This is a genomic window from Streptococcus sp. DD04 (assembly GCF_001578725.1).
Lineage (GTDB): Bacteria > Bacillota > Bacilli > Lactobacillales > Streptococcaceae > Streptococcus > Streptococcus sinensis.
In genome coordinates this window covers 38,438-55,795 of the sequence record NZ_KQ968982.1, presented here as the reverse complement: position 1 = coordinate 55,795, position 17,358 = coordinate 38,438, and the positions used below count along the sequence as shown (strand labels likewise).

Genomic DNA, 17,358 nt, shown 5'->3' with positions numbered 1-17,358 from the left:
AACGTTTAAATTGCATGTAAAAGAGAAAAATGTCATTGAGGCGATGGTAAACCATATCATTGATGATTTTATAAAGAGTATTAATACTTACTTTCAATATTTACCTGATTATGACAGAAATAAAAAACTTAATTTACAGATAGGAAAATCTGAAGAGATTTTATTTAAAATGAAGAATGATTCAGTAGATTTAATTGTTACTTCTCCTCCATATGGAGATAACTCAACTACAGTAACATATGGACAGTACTCTATGCTACCGATATATTGGATTGATAAGAAGGATTTGGAGGATTTTTCTGAGAATTTAATAGATAATTATTCAAGTATTGATTCAAATAGTTTAGGTGGAGCAGGTAAAAGAAATAAACAAAAACATCAGTCACGCTATTTATCTGAATATCTTGATAGTATATCACAAGATAAGAGAAAAAAAGTAGAAAATTTTGTAATAGACTATTTGGAAGTGATGACGCAAATGGGACGTGTTCTAAAAAAGGATAAGAGAATAGTTTTAACTTTAGGTGATCGACGTGTTGATAATAAAATAGTGCCATTATCAAGTATTACGCAGGAATTTTTTGAAAATATTGGTTTTGAGTTGGAAGCTTCTATTACACGTAATATACCTATAAAGAGAATGCCAAGACGGGTTTCTAAAGTAAAAGATAAATCAGTGGAATCAATGAATCAAGAATATGTTTTGATATTAAGAAAAATAAAGGAGATTTAGATGCCTAATAAAGTTGAACAAGTACCTATTACTGTAGCAGGTAATATATTGAGTGAATTATCAGAAAAAATTCCGAATAATATTATTGCTCTAAATGAGTTAATAAAAAATGCGTACGATGCTTGTTCTCCTAGTGTCGATATTACATTGGATTCGGAATCTAGACTACTTACAATTCGAGACTACGGAATTGGTATGGATACGGAGGGAATTAAAAAATTATTCCACATATCAAGTAGTGATAAGCATTATGGAGAAATTATTTCTTATAAGGACACTAAACGCTTAACTCAGGGGTCAAAAGGTTTGGGATTTTTATCTGTTTTTAGATTTGGGAAAAAAGTATATTGGAAAACAGCTCAAAATACTCAGATCTCAGAGTTTACTGTAGATTTTGATTCTTTGGTTACTGAATATAATATAACAGATAAGCGTTTAGATGTTACTCTTTCAAGTTCAGGTGATTTTATAGGTACATTAATCCAAATTGAAATCAATGATTATAATGTCAATACTTTAAAAAGGTATCTTAGTGAAGAAGTTAATCGAAATAAAATTTTAAATTCTTTTATTGATGATAAAATATCTGACGGAAAAATTTCTGCCGATAAGAACTTTATTATAAAACTTAATATAGATGGAGAGATTAACTCAACCGATTATGAAATTCAATTACAGACACAAAATAAGCCTCAGCAGTTATTTGAAATAAATTATTCTTCGTCTGATCAAAATCTAGTCTTTAGGAAAGATGGTAAGGATATCTTTTCTGAAGAATTTAGTTTTAATTCAGATAGGTATTCTCTTGATATTAGTTTAGCTGCCTATTATCTCGTTTCAAAAGGAAAAAGTAAGATTAACTCTTTATTCTATAATCCTACTAATAATAACTTAACTCCTTTAATTTATATCAATAATAATTTATTTAACAACTATATGTTGTTTGATACTGAATTAATGGGTACTAAAAAATATAGTGAAGTATTAAAGCAATTAATTGGTTATATTTCGATTAAATCTAGTGATTCATCAATACAGTTTAATTCTGATCGGACTCAATTTTCTCAGAGTGAGTTAACTGATGAGATTGCTCATTTCATTGAAAAATTAAATGAAGAAATTCAGAGAATTGGTGCTTCGTTGAAAAATGAATTAAGAGATTTTTCTTCCAAAACATTTATTCAAAATAGGATACCCGAAGAAGAAACTTCTAATCCTGACAATCTTAAAAAATATATTAAACCAAATTTTAAATTAAAGGATTCTATAATTTTTAAAAAACAAGGAAACAAATTAAAATGTACTCTATTTGATGAGGAAACTCTATTAGATATTATTCCGAAGGCTAAAAAAACAATAGATTTGGGTACAGTTGAATCATGGATTGATATAGATGACCTAAATAAGAAGATTACTAATTTAAATGAATTAATCCAAGTTGCAACAGACATTTACTTTAATGAAGAAAAAGTTAGTGAATTTAATAAACTTCAAGAGGGGGAATGGTTGATTAGTCAAGAGACAGATACTACAGTATCTTCTCTAAAGATAATTTTAAGGAAGCCAGCTCAACCTAAAATCAGTCAAAGAGAAAATATACTCAAGAAGGGGATAGATTATAAAGTTGATGATTTATTCACTTTTACAAATAGTTTTGGTGAAGAAGATAAAGGTTTACAATTTGAAATTGATACAAAAAATAATCCTACTATTAATTTTAATAAAGGCATAATAAGTTTTGGTCGCTTAAATGAAAATACGATTTCAATTAAAATAACCGATAAGAAAACAGGGCTTATTCATGAGGCTGATTTTACATTTAGAGTGGTAGAAGATAACTTTGACATTTCTCAACTAGAATCTTCTAATAGGAATTTAGTTAGCATGCCTATAAACAAAGAAGTTAACTTTAGACCAGACGTTGTCAGTTTTATAGGAGAAATTAATCGAATTTTTAATACTGACGATTATAGTTTTGTAGCAGTTGCTGCTTATCGAACGTTAATTGAAATTGTTGTAAATGATATTTTGGATAATAGCGATAGAAGGAAGACAGAAAGTTTATTACAAAACTACAGACAAGTTATTGAGGAAGGAGAAAATTCAATTGATAAAAGTGAACTAGATGCAAAAGATAAACAAACTTTAAAATCTTTACTTAAATCAATTGGATCTAGAGATGAAAGCGAAAGCTTTTTAGCATTTTTAAATTTGTCAACGCATGGGGGAACTAGAATTATAACAAAAGTTGATGTAATGAAAAAAACACAAGAAATAAAATTATTATTGGGTTTACTATATATTTCAGAAGTTGATAAAAATAAATAAATTTTTGCTTCCTTTGATTGTTAAATTTGATAAATGCTACATAGTATATGATTCTTATTTTTATAAAAGTAGTATTTTTATCAATTTTTAAAATGATAATTCATCTATGTAGATACTTTTGAGGAGGAAGAAGTCGCTCCGCTGACAGAGATTGTTGCCAATATCAATCGCACTAACAGCGAGATTGCCAGCAAAACAGCTGACCTAGTAGACATGCTGGGACAGCTCAGAGGTACAACGCCAGAAGCTGATGCAGAACTCAAAGCATTTCTTGAAGCCTTTAAGGGATAAGGTGAGGATCTACTTTCTGTACTGTTCAGTGAGTTAGAACTTTATGCGATTGAATATTCCCGAACGCATATTAGGCCTCCCCTTCCTCAGTTAGCTTTTTTTGTGAAACTGATGAATACCTCGTCTGTATGGGTGGTGCCGTTCCTTATAGTGGCTTATAAAAACGATAGAAACAAAAGAATGAGGTGTGAAGTATAAAAACTAAGTACTTAAAATCTTTAATCTGTCCCCTTACGATAGAGATGTTGTTTATCTTAGGGTGTTTCTTATGCTCTTCGAAAGATCATATTTTTCTTAACTTTTTGTTTTATCTAATCTTAGCCATCTATTTTTCTTGGAATAAGGATTTTTCCTTAAAAGAGTGGTGGAAGGCTGTAAGAAGTGGCGGCAGGTTTTGGAAACAGGTCCTCCTGACTATCCTCTTTCTTAGTCTAGCTTTTGTTTTTACCAACTTCTTGGAGAGTCTATTTCCTGATTTGGATAAAGGAATGATTCATTTAAGAGCGGACAGTTGGTTGAAACTTGTGTTATACGCAGCCTCTACCATTCTATTGCCACCTATTGTAGAAGAAATTTTCTACCGAAAACTCCTTATATCCTTTAAAAGCAAGAAAATTTTAATAGTGACAACAGTTTTGAGCATGTTTCTATTTGCTCTGGCACATGCTTTTGCCATTTGGGGCATCTTCTTATGTATGATCTGGGCCCTGCCTTTAAGTCTTTCCTATATTAGGACAAGAAATCTTTATGTTCCTATGACGGCTCATCTCATCTGTAATATGATTATAAATGGGCTAACGGTTTTTGAAGTTTGTAACTTTTTACTCAACTAGATGCTCATCATATTATGTTAGCGAAATTGATAAACCAGCTCTGGCTGGTTTTTTGTTTGTCGATGCGAGAAGAGGAGATGATTCAATTTTCAAATGAAATTGAAAGCTATCCTAGCATTCTATTAGGGCAGTTACAAGGTGAGCAGATTCTTATATTTAAGTCTTTTAGAGGGTTAAAATCAACTTATTATTTTGTTTCGTGAGTCTTTTTAGACTTTCTAAGAAAACTGTCACAAAGTTTAAGAAAAGACATGAGAGAATGTTTTTACAGTGTCCTACTACTTTCAACGGAATTTTTTACCAATCATCAGAAAAGCATTTTACAAAAGCAATCTTTTTTGTTACAATAATGCCTAGAAAGAATTCTCATTGTCTACTTTCTAGCGAGTCTGGGTTGGTGGGAGCCGGATAGGGAAGCAGTGCAGATGGCGCTTTCGGTTAGAATTTACAAATAGAATGAAGTAATAAATTAGGGTGGAACCGCGTCTTGACGCCCCTAGGTTGAAATAGCCTAGGTGTGTCTGATGTGGTTCTTTTGCTTGTTCAAACGGAACAGAGGACAGGTCTAGCGCTAGAAATGAAATAAACTAAAGGAGTAACCAATGTCTAAGAAGTTAACGTTTCAAGAAATTATCTTGACTTTACAGCAGTTCTGGAACGACCAGGGCTGTATGCTCATGCAGGCCTATGATAATGAAAAGGGTGCGGGAACCATGAGTCCCTATACCTTCCTGCGGGCTATTGGGCCAGAGCCTTGGAATGCGGCCTATGTAGAGCCGTCTCGCCGACCAGCAGATGGTCGTTATGGGGAAAATCCTAACCGTCTTTATCAGCACCATCAATTTCAGGTGGTTATGAAGCCGTCTCCAAGCAATATCCAAGAACTTTATTTGCAGTCTTTGGAGCTCTTGGGTATCAATCCGCTGGAGCACGATATTCGCTTTGTCGAGGATAACTGGGAAAATCCGTCAACTGGCTCGGCTGGTCTGGGCTGGGAAGTTTGGCTGGATGGTATGGAAATCACTCAGTTCACTTACTTCCAGCAGGTCGGAGGTCTGCCAACTCAGCCGGTGACTGCTGAGGTGACTTATGGTCTGGAGCGTCTGGCTTCTTATATCCAAGAAGTGGACTCTGTCTATGACATTGAGTGGGCTGACGGCGTCAAGTACGGCGAAATTTTCACTCATCCTGAGTACGAGCATTCCAAGTACAGCTTTGAGGTCAGCGATCAAGACTTGCTCTTGGGGAATTTTGAGAAGTTTGAAGCAGAAGCTAAGCGCTGTCTGGACGAGCATCTGGTACACCCAGCCTATGACTATGTTCTCAAATGCTCGCATACCTTTAACCTCTTGGATGCGCGTGGTGCTGTATCTGTGACTGAGCGGGCTGGCTATATCGCCCGTATTCGCAATCTGGCGCGTGTTGTGGCCAAGACCTTTGTGGCTGAGCGCAAGCGTCTGGGTTATCCGCTTTTGGATGCAGAGACGCGCGAGAAACTCTTGGCAGAGGAGGGAGAATAATCATGGTAAAAAATTTATTAGTTGAATTAGGCTTGGAGGAAATGCCAGCCTATGTCGTGACACCGAGCATGAAGCAGCTGCGCGACAAGATGGGAGCCTTCTTGACAGACCATCGTCTGACCTTTGAGAAAATTGAAATGTTCTCAACACCTCGCCGTTTAGCCGTGCGCGTGGTTGGCTTGGCGGACAAGCAGTCCGACTTGACCGAAGATTTCAAAGGCCCTTCTAAGAAAATTGCTCTGGATGCAGATGGGAACTTTACCAAGGCTGCAGAAGGCTTTGTCCGTGGCAAGGGCTTGACGGTTGAGGACATTACTTTCCGCGAAATTAAGGGGGAAGAATACGTCTATGTGACCAAGGAAGAGGTCGGTCGCCCTGTAGAGGAAACCATCCCAGCAGTGACAGAAGTTCTGCAAGCCCTGACCTTCCCTGTCAGCATGCACTGGGCCAACAACACCTTTGAATACATCCGCCCTGTCCACACCTTAACTGTACTCTTAGATGAGCGGGCCTTTGACTTGGATTTCTTGGACATCAAGAGCGGCCGTACTAGTCGTGGACATCGCTTTTTGGGGCAAGAAACAGAGATTGCTTCAGCGAATTCCTATGAAGATGACCTGCGGAATCAGTTTGTCATTGCCAATCCTCTTGAGCGGGAAAATATGATTGTCGAGCAGATTCGAGCACTTGAAGAGGAGCACGGGGTTTCTATCGAGATTGACGAAGACCTGCTCAATGAGGTCTTGAATCTGGTAGAATATCCAACTGCTTTCTTGGGTAATTTTGATGCCAAATATTTAGAGGTGCCTGAGGAAGTCTTGGTAACTTCCATGAAAGAGCACCAGCGTTACTTTGTTGTGCGCGATGCTGAAGGCAAGCTTTTACCACACTTCATCTCTGTCCGAAACGGAAATGCCGAGCATCTGGAAAATGTTATCAAGGGGAATGAGAAAGTCTTGGTAGCTCGTCTGGAAGATGGGGAATTCTTCTGGCGCGAAGACCAAAAACTGGCTATTGCTGACTTGGTTGAAAAGCTGGGGAATGTGACCTTCCACGAGAAGATTGGCTCTCTGGCAGAGCACATGGATCGGACTGGCAAGATTGCAGCTCTGCTGGCGCAAGAAGCAGGACTGGATGCTGAGGAGACAGCCGACTTGGCTCGTACAGCGGCTATTTATAAGTTTGACTTGCTGACTGGCATGGTTGGGGAATTTGATGAGCTGCAAGGTATCATGGGTGAGAAGTATGCTCTTCTGGCTGGTGAGAATGCTGTGGTGGCAGCTGCCATTCGGGAGCACTATATGCCGACATCAGCCGATGGCGAATTGCCGGACACCAAGGTCGGTGCGGTCTTGGCTCTGTCTGATAAGCTGGATACGATTCTGTCCTTCTTCTCAGTTGGGCTGATTCCGAGCGGTTCCAATGACCCTTATGCTCTGCGCCGTGCGACTCAGGGTGTCGTGCGTATCTTGGACAAGTTTGGCTGGAACATTGACTTGGCTCAGCTTCTTGGTCGACTTTACGGTCTCAAGTTTGATAGTCTAAGTTATGACAATCAAGAGGCGGTGCTGGACTTCTTCCGTGCCCGTGTTGAGAAAATGATGGATCGCAGCATTCCGAAAGACATCGTGACAGCTGTTCTTCAAAGCACTCACTTTGTCGTACGTGATTTGGTAGAAACAGCTGCGCTTCTAGCTGAGAAAGCTCAGGAAGACAACTTTAAGTCGGCAGTGGAAAGCCTGTCTCGGGTCTTCAATCTTGCTGAGAAAGCCCAAGGGCAGACAGCTGTTAATCCAGCTCTCTTTGAAAATCAAGAGGAAAAAGACTTGGCAGCTGCCATTGAAGCAGTGGAGCTGACATCGGACTTAGCTGCCAATTTGGACCAACTCTTTGCCCTCAGTCCAGTTATTGACGCTTTCTTTGACCATACTATGGTTATGGCTAATGATGAGGCTGTACGTAACAATCGCCTAGCTCTCCTGGCTTCTTTGACGGCCAAAGCTGGACAACTTGCGCAGTTTAATCAGATTAATACCAAATAAAAGGTAAGAGAGGTAGAATCATGGATCCTAAAAAAATTGCTCGTATTAATGAACTGGCTAAAAAGAAAAAAACCGTCGGTCTGACTGGTGAAGAAAAGGTAGAGCAGGCCAAGCTTCGTGAAGAGTATATCGAAGGCTACCGTCGCTCTGTTCGCCACCACATTGAAGGCATCAAGATTGTCGACGAGGCTGGCAATGATATCACGCCTGAAAAGCTGCGTCAAATCCAGCGTGAGAAAGGTCTTCATGGCCGCAGTTTGGATGATCCAGAATCATAAGAGAAAAGACCGAAAGTCATTAAAAGCAAGGCTTAGAACCGCGTTTAAAACGCTGATTCTAGGCCTTTTGTAATGGTTACTCGGCATGCAACACTGCGAAAATGAGTGCTTGCTTAGTAGTTTGTCACTGCCATCCGTTCATTTTTTGTAAAAGATACGATAACAACAGTCAGTTTTTCTCGTTTTACGACCGCAGACTTTTTCATACCTTTGTCGTGTTCAATTCTCTTTTTATGATTTTTTGGGTCTGAGTGTGGTATAATAGATAAGATATGACAAAAGAATTTCATCACATTACAGTACTTCTTCACGAAACGATTGACCAGCTTGCTGTTCAGCCAGATGGCATCTATGTTGATGCGACTTTGGGCGGAGCTGGTCACAGCGAGTATCTCTTGAGCAAGCTGGGGGAAAAGGGGCATTTGTATGCTTTTGACCAAGATCAGGCTGCGATTGACAATGCCAAAAAACGTCTGGCGCCCTACATTGAGCGGGGAATGGTGACCTTTATCAAGGATAATTTCCGCAATCTCAAGACTCGTCTGAATGAAGCAGGAGTTGAGAAAATCGATGGGATTTGTTACGACTTGGGCGTATCTAGTCCGCAGCTGGATGAGCGGGAGCGTGGTTTTTCTTATAAGCAGGACGCGCCTTTGGATATGCGGATGAATCAAGATGCTGCTTTGACAGCTTACCAAGTTGTGAATCAATATGCTTATCATGATTTGGTCCGTATTTTTTTCAAATACGGAGAGGATAAGTTTTCGAAGCAGATTGCCCGTAAGATCGAGCAGGCTAGGAGCATCAAGCCCATCGAAACGACGACAGAGCTGGCTGAGATTATCAAATCAGCCAAACCTGCTAAGGAACTGAAGAAAAAAGGTCATCCGGCCAAGCAGATTTTTCAGGCCATTCGGATTGAGGTCAATGATGAGCTGGGAGCGGCTGATGAGTCGATTCAGCAGGCCATTGACTTGTTGGCTATAGGTGGTCGTATTTCAGTGATTACCTTTCATTCGCTGGAAGATCGTCTGACCAAACAGCTTTTTAAAGAAGCCTCAACCGTAGATGTTCCAAAAGGTCTGCCTTTCATACCAGATGATTTGCAGCCCAAGCTAGAACTGGTAAGCCGCAAGCCGATTTTACCAAGCAAAGAAGAATTAGAAGCCAACAATCGCGCTCATTCTGCTAAGCTGCGCGTGGCTAGGAAGGTACATGAGTAAGTTTCATGGCAGATAAAAAAAATCATTCTATTCAAAATCGTATTCGAAAATTTTCTCGAGTTGAAAAAGCCTTCTATGGTTCCATTATTTTAACAGCGATTATCCTTGCGGTTAGTATCGTTTTTATGCAGACAAAACTGCTGCAGGTTGACCGTGATTTGACTGAAGTCAATGCTAATATTGAGTCGGAGCAGGCTGAGCTTGATGATATCAAGCAGGAGGTCAATGAATTGACACGCTATGAAAGACTTTCCCAGCTAGCTAGTTCTCAGGATATGAAGCTCCAAAAGGGAAATCGTAAAACAGTGAGCACAACGAATGAAGAATAAAATGTTAACTACTATAAAGAAATATGCATTGAAAAATCGGCGTACTGCCCAGTACAATCGACGACGGGTAGGAAAAAGCATGAGTGTGTTGGCGATTTTTCTCTTTTTCATCTTTTTGATTAATTTTGCTATTATTATCGGAACGGATCAAAAATTTGGCGTTGATTTGTCGGAGGGAGCACAAATTGTTCACCAAAAAACAGTAGTTGTTGCGGCCAAGCGGGGAACCATTTATGATCGAAATGGTGTTCCGATTGCGGAAGATGCCACGACCTATAATGTTTATGCTGTCATTGATAAGGAGTATAAGTCAGCTGCGGGGAAAATCCTTTATGTAGAAGAATCGCAGTATGATAAGGTTGCTGACATTTTTAACAAATATCTGGAAATGGATAAGGACTATGTCAAGCAGCAGCTTTCTCAAAAAAACTTAAAGCAGGTTTCTTTCGGTTCCCAAGGTAATGGTGTTACCTATAGCACTATGAGTGCGATTCGGGAGGATCTGAAAGCTGCTGGGGTTGAGGGAGTGGACTTTACGACAAGCCCTAATCGAAGCTACAGCAATGGCGTTTTTGCATCCCAATTTATCGGGCAGGCCCAGTTGCAGGAAGACAAAGAGGGTAATAAAACCCTTGCAGGAACCTCGGGACTGGAGCAGTCGCTCAATCGGATTTTAGCGGGGCAGAATGGCCTCGTCACCTATGAAAAAGACCGCAATGGAAATATTGTCCCAGGATCTGAGCAGGTTTCCGTTAAAACAGAAGATGGAAAAGATGTCTACACCACACTTTCTGCCCAGTTGCAGACATACTTGGAAACGCGAATGGATGCTTTTCAGGAGACTGCAAAAGGAAAATATGTCAGTGCAACCTTGGTCAGTGCGAAAACAGGTGAAATTTTAGCCACGACCCAGCGCCCAACTTACAATGCCGATACCAAGGAAGGTTTGAACGCAGAGCATTTAAAAACCTGGAATAGTTTCCTTTATCAAACGCAGTATGAGCCAGGTTCGACGATGAAGGTGATGACTCTGGCTTCGGCGATTGATAATGGCACTTTTAATCCTAATGGTACTTATGACAACACGGAATATAAGATTGCGGATGCAACCATTCGTGACTGGGATGTAAACTCAGGTCTATCAACAGGGCAAGTCCTGACCTATGCCCAAGGTTTTATTTTCTCTAGTAATATCGGTATGACGCGCATTGAGCAAGCCATGGGAAATGAGAAGTGGCTGGATTATCTGTCGAAATTCAAATTTGGCTTACCAACCCGTTTTGGTATGGGCTATGAGGAATACGGCGCCCTGCCTGATGATAATGCTGTAACCATTGCTATGAGTGCTTTCGGTCAGGGGATTGGGGTGACTCAGGTTCAGATGCTGCGCGCCTTTTCAGCTATTTCAAATAATGGTGTGATGCTGGAGCCAAAATTTATCTCAGCTATCTATGATTCTAAGACAGACAGTGCCCGTAAATCTCAGCCAGAAATCGTTGGAAATCCAGTCTCAGAGAAAGCTGCGAAAACGACTCGGGATTATATGATTCAGGTCGGAACAGTTCCTTATTATGGAACACTGAATATCGGTGGCGAACCAGTCATCAAGGTTTCTGGGCAGAATGTTGCTGTTAAATCAGGAACGGCTCAGATTGCATCGGAAAAGGGGTACTTGGAAGGGGAGAATGATTATATTCACTCCGTTGTAGCCATGACGCCAGCCGAAGATCCAGATTTCATCATGTATATTACTGTCCAGCAGCCAGAAGTCAAATTTTCGGCTATTTTCTGGCAGGAAGTTGTCAACCCTGTTTTAGAGGAAGCCGTGGCCCTTAAAGACAGTTTGAATCTGGCTGGCGATAGCCCTGCTTTGGAATTAGTTGACAAAGAAACAACCTACAAAATGCCGTCTATCGATGGTTTGACCAAGCAACTGAAGCTGAAAAACCAAATTAGCCCAGGAGGCTTGGCTGATGAACTGCGCCGTAATCTGGTGCAGCCGATCATTTTAGGGACAGGCAGTGACATCAAAAAGGTGTCTGTAAAAGAAGGAAAAAACTAAAGGCTAATCAACAGATTTTAATTTTAACTGACAAATTTGAAGATTTGCCGGATATGTATGGCTGGACCAAGGAGAATGCTGAGCAATTTGCTGAATGGCAGGGGCTTGAAATCACTTTTAAAGGTGAAGGCTCAAAAGTTGTCAAGCAGAGCGAGAAAGTCAATACAGCACTGAAAGATTTGAAAAAAATTACAATTACACTGGGAGACTAGCATGTTAACAGCAATTATTGCAGGAATTCTAACCTTTATCCTAACGATTGTTGGGATTCCTGCCTTTATCCGTTTTTATCACAAGGCGCGTATATCAGGGCAACAGATGCATGAGGATGTCAAGCAGCATCAGGCTAAGGCTGGAACGCCAACGATGGGGGGAACCGTTTTTCTGGTCGCTTCGGTTTTAGCTAGTTTTGTGACAGCTTTGGTTGCTCATCAGCTGTCCAACAGCCTGATTATGATTCTTTTTATCTTGGTCCTCTATGGCATCGTTGGCTTTTTGGACGATTTCCTCAAAGTCTTCCGTAAAATCAATGAGGGGCTCAATCCCAAACAGAAACTATTTCTGCAGTTGGTTGGCGGAGTCGTCTTTTACTTCTTTTACAATCAGCACGGAGCAGGCGACTTTCTCAATGTTTTTACTATTCCAGTGCATCTGGGCTTCCTCTATATCTTTTTCGTCCTCTTTTGGCTGGTTGGCTTTTCCAATGCTGTGAATTTGACCGATGGAATTGACGGTTTGGCCAGTATCTCCGTTGCGATTAGCTTGGTAGCCTATGGAGTGATTGCTGTGGAGCAAAAGCGTTTTGACATTTTGATTGTCATCATCAGTATGATTGGCGGCTTGCTGGGCTTCTTTACCTTTAATCATAAGCCAGCCAAGATCTTTATGGGAGATGTGGGGAGTTTGGCTCTGGGCGGTATGCTAGCCGCAATCTCGATTGCTCTGCACCAAGAGTGGACCTTGCTTCTTATCGGCATCGTCTATGTTTTTGAGACAACTTCTGTCATGATGCAGGTGACTTATTTCAAGTTGACGGGCGGCAAGCGGATTTTCCGTATGACACCGGTCCATCACCATTTTGAGTTGGGCGGCTTTTCTGGTCATGGCCAGCCTTGGAGTGAATGGAAGGTTGACTTCTTTTTCTGGGGAGTAAGTCTCTTAGGCAGCTTGCTAACTTTGGCAATTCTATATTTGTGATGTGAAGGTGGGTGCAAGCCCGCCTTTTCTCGTCCTGAGCTGAGCAGAAAAGATATTTTTTTGGTATAATGGATAAGATTAAGAGTGAACAGAGGAAAAAATGAAATTTACAGAATTTAACTTTAAAGATTATATTCAGGAAGCCCTCAAGGACCTGAACTTTGTGGAGGCGACGGAGGTTCAGGAAAAGCTGATTCCCGTGGTTTTATCTGGCCGGGACTTGGTCGGGGAGTCCAAAACAGGATCAGGCAAGACGCATACCTTTTTGCTGCCGATCTTCCAAGAACTCGATGAGGAGGCTGACAGTGTCCAAGCGGTGATTACAGCACCCAGCCGAGAATTGGCAACCCAGATCTATCAGGCAGCACGTCAGCTGGCTAGCTTTTCAGAGCAAGAGATTCGGGTGGCCAACTATGTCGGCGGGACTGACAAGGTTCGTCAAATTGGCAAACTAGAGTCTAGCCAGCCCCATATCGTCATTGGAACGCCGGGTCGGATTTATGACTTGGTTGAGTCAGGTGATTTGGCTATCCACAAGGCTCATACCTTTGTCGTGGACGAGGCCGACATGACGTTGGACATGGGCTTTTTGGAGACGGTAGACCGGATTGCAGCTCGTCTGCCCAAAGAATTGCAGTTTCTGGTTTTTTCGGCTACCATTCCGCAGAAGCTCCAGCCTTTCTTGAAAAAATACCTGTCTAATCCGGTTATGGAGCAGATTAAGACCAAGACAGTGATCGCCGATACCATTGATAATTGGCTCCTATCAACCAAGGGGCGGGATAAGAATGCCCAGATTTATGAAGTAACGCAGCTCCTCCAGCCTTATCTGGCGATGATTTTTGTCAATACCAAGACTCGGGCGGACGAATTGCAGGCCTATCTGTCTGCTCAAGGGCTAAAAGTGGCTAAGATTCACGGTGACATTCCGCCACGCGAGCGCAAGCGCATCATGAATCAGGTCAAGAATCTGGACTTTGAATACATCGTGGCGACTGACTTGGCGGCTCGGGGGATTGACATCGAGGGTGTCAGTCATGTCATCAATGATGCCATTCCTCAGGATTTGTCTTTCTTTGTCCATCGGGTTGGTCGGACGGGACGAAATGGTCTTTCCGGCACAGCCATTACCCTCTATCAACCGAGTGACGATTCGGATATTCGAGAGCTGGAAAAGATGGGTATCAAGTTTACTCCTAAGATGATTAAAAATGGCGAATTTCAGGATACCTATGATCGGGACCGCCGGGCTAATCGGGAGAAGAGTCGAGAGAAGCTGGATACAGAGATGCTGGGTCTGGTCAAGAAGAAAAAGAAAAAAATCAAACCAGGCTATAAGAAGAAAATCCAGTGGGCGGTCAATGAAAAGCGCCGCAAGACCAAGCGAGCAGAGAATCGTGCACGTGGTCGGGCAGAGCGCAAAGCTAAACGCCAGACTTTTTAGTCATAAATTCTTTCTATGGCGGATATAGAAAAATTATATTTTAAAGACCAGTGAAACTATGATAGACTAGGATTACTGGTCTATTTTATTGTCAATTTCCAGCTATCTACCAGAGGTTCAGAGATTGGCTATTTCCTGATGCTAAATAGTTTGCATCTGACTGAAATTATGATAGAATAATCCATTATCGAGAAAGGGAAGTAACTATAATGTTTACAACTTATATTCTAGCTGCGGACTGGTATGAAGAGCTGCTGCAGCTCCTTCCAGATGGCAAATTATTTAGTTTACGGGCTGTTTTTGATGCGATTCCAAGTATTGTACAGAATTTGCCCATCACGCTTTTTTTGACGTTGGGTGGAGCATTTTTCGGCATCATCTTGGCTATGATTTTCGCAGTGGTCAAGATTAACCGTACGCGGATTCTTTATCCCATTCAGGCACTTTTTGTTAGTTTTCTCCGTGGGACGCCCCTTCTGGTTCAGCTCATGCTGACCTATTTCGGGATTCCGCTCCTGTTGAAAGCCATCAATCAAAAATATGGCACGGCTTTTAATATCAATGCCATCCCTGCCTCAGTCTTTGCAATTATCGCCTTTGCCTTTAATGAAGCGGCCTACGCCAGTGAGACGATTCGGGCAGCTATTCTTTCGGTGGACGCAGGTGAGATTGAAGCGGCTCGGAGTCTGGGAATGACCAACCGTCAAGTCTATTTGCGGATCATCATTCCAAATGCAGCAGTTGTGGCAACACCGACTCTGATTAACTCTCTCATCGGCTTGACCAAGGGGACTTCTCTGGCCTTTAGTGCGGGTGTCGTGGAAGTCTTTGCCAAGGCTCAGGCTATCGGTGGCTCGGATTATCGTTATTTTGAGCGCTTCATTTCCGTTTCGATTATTTACTGGATTGTCAATATCGTGATTGAGCAAATCGGTCGTGTGATTGAAAAGGCTATGGATATCAAGGCGCCAGCCAATCTGGAAAACCTAGAGCAAGCACAAGGAGGTAAGATCTGATGATTAAAATTTCCCATCTAAGTAAAGAATTTTCTGGTCAAAAGGTTTTGGATGATTTGAGTTTGGAAATTCAAAAAGGCGAAGTCATTGCTTTAATAGGCTCATCAGGCGCAGGTAAGTCAACCTTTCTGCGCAGCCTCAATTATTTGGAGCAGCCAGATAGCGGAAGGATTGAAATTGATAACTTCAAGGTGGATTTTTCAACCATTTCACCAGATGAGATTTTGACTCTGCGTCGAAAATTGGCCATGGTTTTCCAGCAGTTCAATTTATTTTCCCGCCGGACGGCTCTGGAAAATGTCAAGGAAGGTCTGCTGGTAGTCAAGAACTTGTCTGACCAAGAAGCGACTAAAATTGCCAAGGAAGAATTGGCAAAGGTTGGCTTGTCTGACCGTGAGAATCATTATCCCAAGCATTTATCAGGCGGTCAAAAACAGCGGGTTGCTTTAGCGCGGGCCTTGGCCATGAAGCCAGATGTTCTCTTGCTAGATGAGCCGACCTCAGCCCTTGACCCAGAGTTAGTCGGTGAGGTAGAGAAATCCATTGCCGACGCTGCTAAAGCAGGACAAACCATGATCCTGGTCAGCCATGATATATCTTTTGTTTCTCAGGTAGCAGATCGGGTGCTTTTCTTGGATAAGGGGCATATTATTGAGTCGGGCAGTCCAGAAGAGCTCATCAATCATCCCAAGGAAGCAAGGACTAAAGAATTCTTTGCTAGTTACAAACGGACATATATTTGATATAATAGAGGACGTGAAGGCTCAGTTGGCTAGACCAGCTGAGTTTGTTTTCGACCAGAGTCTTTTTAAAGGCTACGAAGAATGCAATTGATGATTGAGGAGTTGACATGTTAAATCAGATTTTTTCTCTCTATATCGAAAGTCTTATTTATACTACTATTGCTGTAGGAATTGTTGATGGTTTGTGGATTGGCCTGCGTATGATTCGTCGCAAGGATAAGACTGCTAAAGAGCGTCAAAGTCATCTTTATGATGTTCTCTTGATTGCGATTATGACGATTCCGGTTTTGTCTTTTGCAGTTTTGGGTCTGCTGATTGTTTTCAAAGCTTAATTGCTTGTAAAAAATCAGGAGCTTTGTTAGACTAATCATAGTTACAACAAAGAGAAAGGAAAAACGATGTACGATACAATGATTATTGGGGCTGGTCCCGCAGGAATGACAGCAGCCCTCTATGCAGCTAGAAGTAACCTTAAAGTGGCTCTGCTTGAACGTGGTATTTACGGCGGTCAAATGAATAATACGGCGGAGATTGAAAATTATCCCGGTTATGCTAGTATCAGCGGACCAGAGCTGGCTGAGAAAATGTTTGAACCCTTAGAAAATCTGGGTGTTGAGCACCTCTTTGGTCAGGTTGAAAAGATTGAAGATCAGGGTGAATATAAAAGAATCATCACAGAGGATGAAGTATTTGAAACCAAGACGGTGATTCTGGCTTCTGGTGCCAATCATCGTCATTTAGGGGTTCCTGGCGAGGAAGAATACAACAGTCGCGGAGTTTCCTACTGTGCGGTCTGCGACGGTGCCTTTTTCCGTAATGAGGATCTCTTAGTGGTTGGAGGAGGCGATTCTGCCGTTGAGGAGGCGATTTTCCTCACACGCTTTGCAAAATCTGTGACCATTGTTCACCGCCGTGACCAATTGCGGGCGCAAAAGCTCTTGCAGGAGCGGGCCTTTGCCAATGAAAAAATCAGCTTTATCTGGGATTCAGTTGTAAAAGAAATCAAAGGGGATGACCGTAAGGTAACCAGTGTAGTTTTTGAAAATGTAAAAACGGGGCAAAGCAGCGAGGCAGATTTTGGTGGCATCTTTGTTTATGTCGGCCTAGATCCTGTTAGCGACTTTGTCAAAGACTTAGGGATCTGCGATGAAGCTGGCTGGATTGTCACGGATCAGTATATGAAAACAGCTCTTGACGGCATCTATGCCATTGGTGATGTTCGTCAGAAAGACCTGCGTCAAATTACCACAGCCGTTGGGGATGGAGCAGTAGCAGGCCAAGAAGTTTATAAGTATATTACAGAGCATTAAATAGCAGAT

Annotated in this window: 14 protein-coding genes and 2 pseudogenes; all 16 read left to right on the top strand. The window is 41.6% G+C overall.

The window, feature by feature from the left end; translation table 11 throughout:
* The coding region (locus STRDD04_RS09765; RefSeq protein WP_331710276.1) for a DNA methyltransferase at positions 1 to 733 on the top strand (733 nt) is incomplete at its 5' end.
* Complete coding sequence (locus STRDD04_RS09760) at positions 734 to 3,061, top strand: ATP-binding protein (protein WP_062201878.1); 2,328 nt, start codon at positions 734 to 736, stop codon at positions 3,059 to 3,061. It abuts the gene before it with no gap.
* Positions 3,062 to 3,166: 105 nt separating this feature from the next.
* Positions 3,167 to 3,352 (top strand): annotated as a pseudogene (locus STRDD04_RS11565) (type I restriction-modification system subunit M); the annotation flags it as partial.
* 242 nt (positions 3,353 to 3,594) lie between these two features.
* Positions 3,595 to 4,185: a CPBP family intramembrane glutamic endopeptidase gene (locus STRDD04_RS11655; RefSeq protein WP_062201876.1), complete on the top strand. Its 591-nt coding sequence runs from the start codon at positions 3,595 to 3,597 to the stop codon at positions 4,183 to 4,185.
* Positions 4,186 to 4,787: 602 nt separating this feature from the next.
* Positions 4,788 to 5,705 (top strand): glycine--tRNA ligase subunit alpha, encoded by a 918-nt coding sequence (glyQ, locus tag STRDD04_RS09750; RefSeq protein ID WP_002893545.1) that lies wholly within the window; start codon positions 4,788 to 4,790, stop codon positions 5,703 to 5,705.
* Between the two features lie 2 nt (positions 5,706 to 5,707).
* Positions 5,708 to 7,747 (top strand): glycine--tRNA ligase subunit beta, encoded by a 2,040-nt coding sequence (glyS, locus tag STRDD04_RS09745; RefSeq protein WP_062201874.1) that lies wholly within the window; start codon positions 5,708 to 5,710, stop codon positions 7,745 to 7,747.
* A gap of 20 nt (positions 7,748 to 7,767) precedes the next feature.
* Positions 7,768 to 8,025, top strand: a complete 258-nt coding sequence (locus STRDD04_RS09740; protein ID WP_062201872.1) for a DUF896 family protein — start codon at positions 7,768 to 7,770, stop codon at positions 8,023 to 8,025.
* A 272-nt stretch (positions 8,026 to 8,297) separates the two neighbouring features.
* On the top strand, positions 8,298 to 9,248 hold the full coding sequence (rsmH, locus tag STRDD04_RS09735) for a 16S rRNA (cytosine(1402)-N(4))-methyltransferase RsmH (RefSeq protein WP_062201870.1): 951 nt from the start codon (positions 8,298 to 8,300) through the stop codon (positions 9,246 to 9,248).
* 5 nt (positions 9,249 to 9,253) lie between these two features.
* On the top strand, positions 9,254 to 9,577 hold the full coding sequence (gene ftsL / locus STRDD04_RS09730; RefSeq protein ID WP_037615236.1) for a cell division protein FtsL: 324 nt from the start codon (positions 9,254 to 9,256) through the stop codon (positions 9,575 to 9,577).
* Positions 9,567 to 11,851 (top strand): annotated as a pseudogene (gene pbp2x, locus STRDD04_RS09725) (penicillin-binding protein PBP2X). Before ftsL ends, pbp2x begins: the two are co-directional and overlap by 11 nt.
* Position 11,852: 1 nt before the next feature.
* Positions 11,853 to 12,836: a phospho-N-acetylmuramoyl-pentapeptide-transferase gene (mraY, locus tag STRDD04_RS09720; RefSeq protein ID WP_062201868.1), complete on the top strand. Its 984-nt coding sequence runs from the start codon at positions 11,853 to 11,855 to the stop codon at positions 12,834 to 12,836.
* A 100-nt stretch (positions 12,837 to 12,936) separates the two neighbouring features.
* Positions 12,937 to 14,280, top strand: a complete 1,344-nt coding sequence (locus STRDD04_RS09715) for a DEAD/DEAH box helicase (protein ID WP_062201866.1) — start codon at positions 12,937 to 12,939, stop codon at positions 14,278 to 14,280.
* Between the two features lie 209 nt (positions 14,281 to 14,489).
* A complete protein-coding gene (locus STRDD04_RS09710) occupies positions 14,490 to 15,296 on the top strand; it encodes an amino acid ABC transporter permease (protein WP_062201864.1) in 807 nt (268 codons plus the stop codon).
* On the top strand, positions 15,296 to 16,039 hold the full coding sequence (locus tag STRDD04_RS09705) for an amino acid ABC transporter ATP-binding protein (RefSeq protein WP_062201862.1): 744 nt from the start codon (positions 15,296 to 15,298) through the stop codon (positions 16,037 to 16,039). The genes STRDD04_RS09710 and STRDD04_RS09705 overlap by 1 nt, the downstream gene beginning before the upstream one ends.
* Before the next feature lie 107 nt (positions 16,040 to 16,146).
* Positions 16,147 to 16,371, top strand: a complete 225-nt coding sequence (locus tag STRDD04_RS09700) for a DUF4059 family protein (protein WP_037615226.1) — start codon at positions 16,147 to 16,149, stop codon at positions 16,369 to 16,371.
* 66 nt (positions 16,372 to 16,437) lie between these two features.
* The gene (gene trxB, locus STRDD04_RS09695) at positions 16,438 to 17,349 is read left to right on the top strand and encodes a thioredoxin-disulfide reductase (protein ID WP_062201860.1); all 912 of its coding nucleotides are present in this window, start codon (positions 16,438 to 16,440) and stop codon (positions 17,347 to 17,349) included.
* Positions 17,350 to 17,358: the final 9 nt, after the last annotated feature.

What these genes read in the sequence shown, in the direction of transcription:
- trxB (WP_062201860.1), top strand. Translation starts at nt 16,438, where the DNA reads ATGTACGATACAATGATTATTGGGGCTGGTCCCGCAGGAATGACAGCA.
- STRDD04_RS09700 (WP_037615226.1), top strand. Translation starts at nt 16,147, where the DNA reads ATGTTAAATCAGATTTTTTCTCTCTATATCGAAAGTCTTATTTATACT.
- STRDD04_RS09760 (WP_062201878.1), top strand. Translation starts at nt 734, where the DNA reads ATGCCTAATAAAGTTGAACAAGTACCTATTACTGTAGCAGGTAATATA.
- STRDD04_RS09710 (WP_062201864.1), top strand. Translation starts at nt 14,490, where the DNA reads ATGTTTACAACTTATATTCTAGCTGCGGACTGGTATGAAGAGCTGCTG.
- STRDD04_RS11655 (WP_062201876.1), top strand. Translation starts at nt 3,595, where the DNA reads ATGTTGTTTATCTTAGGGTGTTTCTTATGCTCTTCGAAAGATCATATT.
- mraY (WP_062201868.1), top strand. Translation starts at nt 11,853, where the DNA reads ATGTTAACAGCAATTATTGCAGGAATTCTAACCTTTATCCTAACGATT.
- glyQ (WP_002893545.1), top strand. Translation starts at nt 4,788, where the DNA reads ATGTCTAAGAAGTTAACGTTTCAAGAAATTATCTTGACTTTACAGCAG.
- STRDD04_RS09740 (WP_062201872.1), top strand. Translation starts at nt 7,768, where the DNA reads ATGGATCCTAAAAAAATTGCTCGTATTAATGAACTGGCTAAAAAGAAA.
- rsmH (WP_062201870.1), top strand. Translation starts at nt 8,298, where the DNA reads ATGACAAAAGAATTTCATCACATTACAGTACTTCTTCACGAAACGATT.
- STRDD04_RS09705 (WP_062201862.1), top strand. Translation starts at nt 15,296, where the DNA reads ATGATTAAAATTTCCCATCTAAGTAAAGAATTTTCTGGTCAAAAGGTT.
- STRDD04_RS09715 (WP_062201866.1), top strand. Translation starts at nt 12,937, where the DNA reads ATGAAATTTACAGAATTTAACTTTAAAGATTATATTCAGGAAGCCCTC.
- ftsL (WP_037615236.1), top strand. Translation starts at nt 9,254, where the DNA reads ATGGCAGATAAAAAAAATCATTCTATTCAAAATCGTATTCGAAAATTT.
- glyS (WP_062201874.1), top strand. Translation starts at nt 5,708, where the DNA reads ATGGTAAAAAATTTATTAGTTGAATTAGGCTTGGAGGAAATGCCAGCC.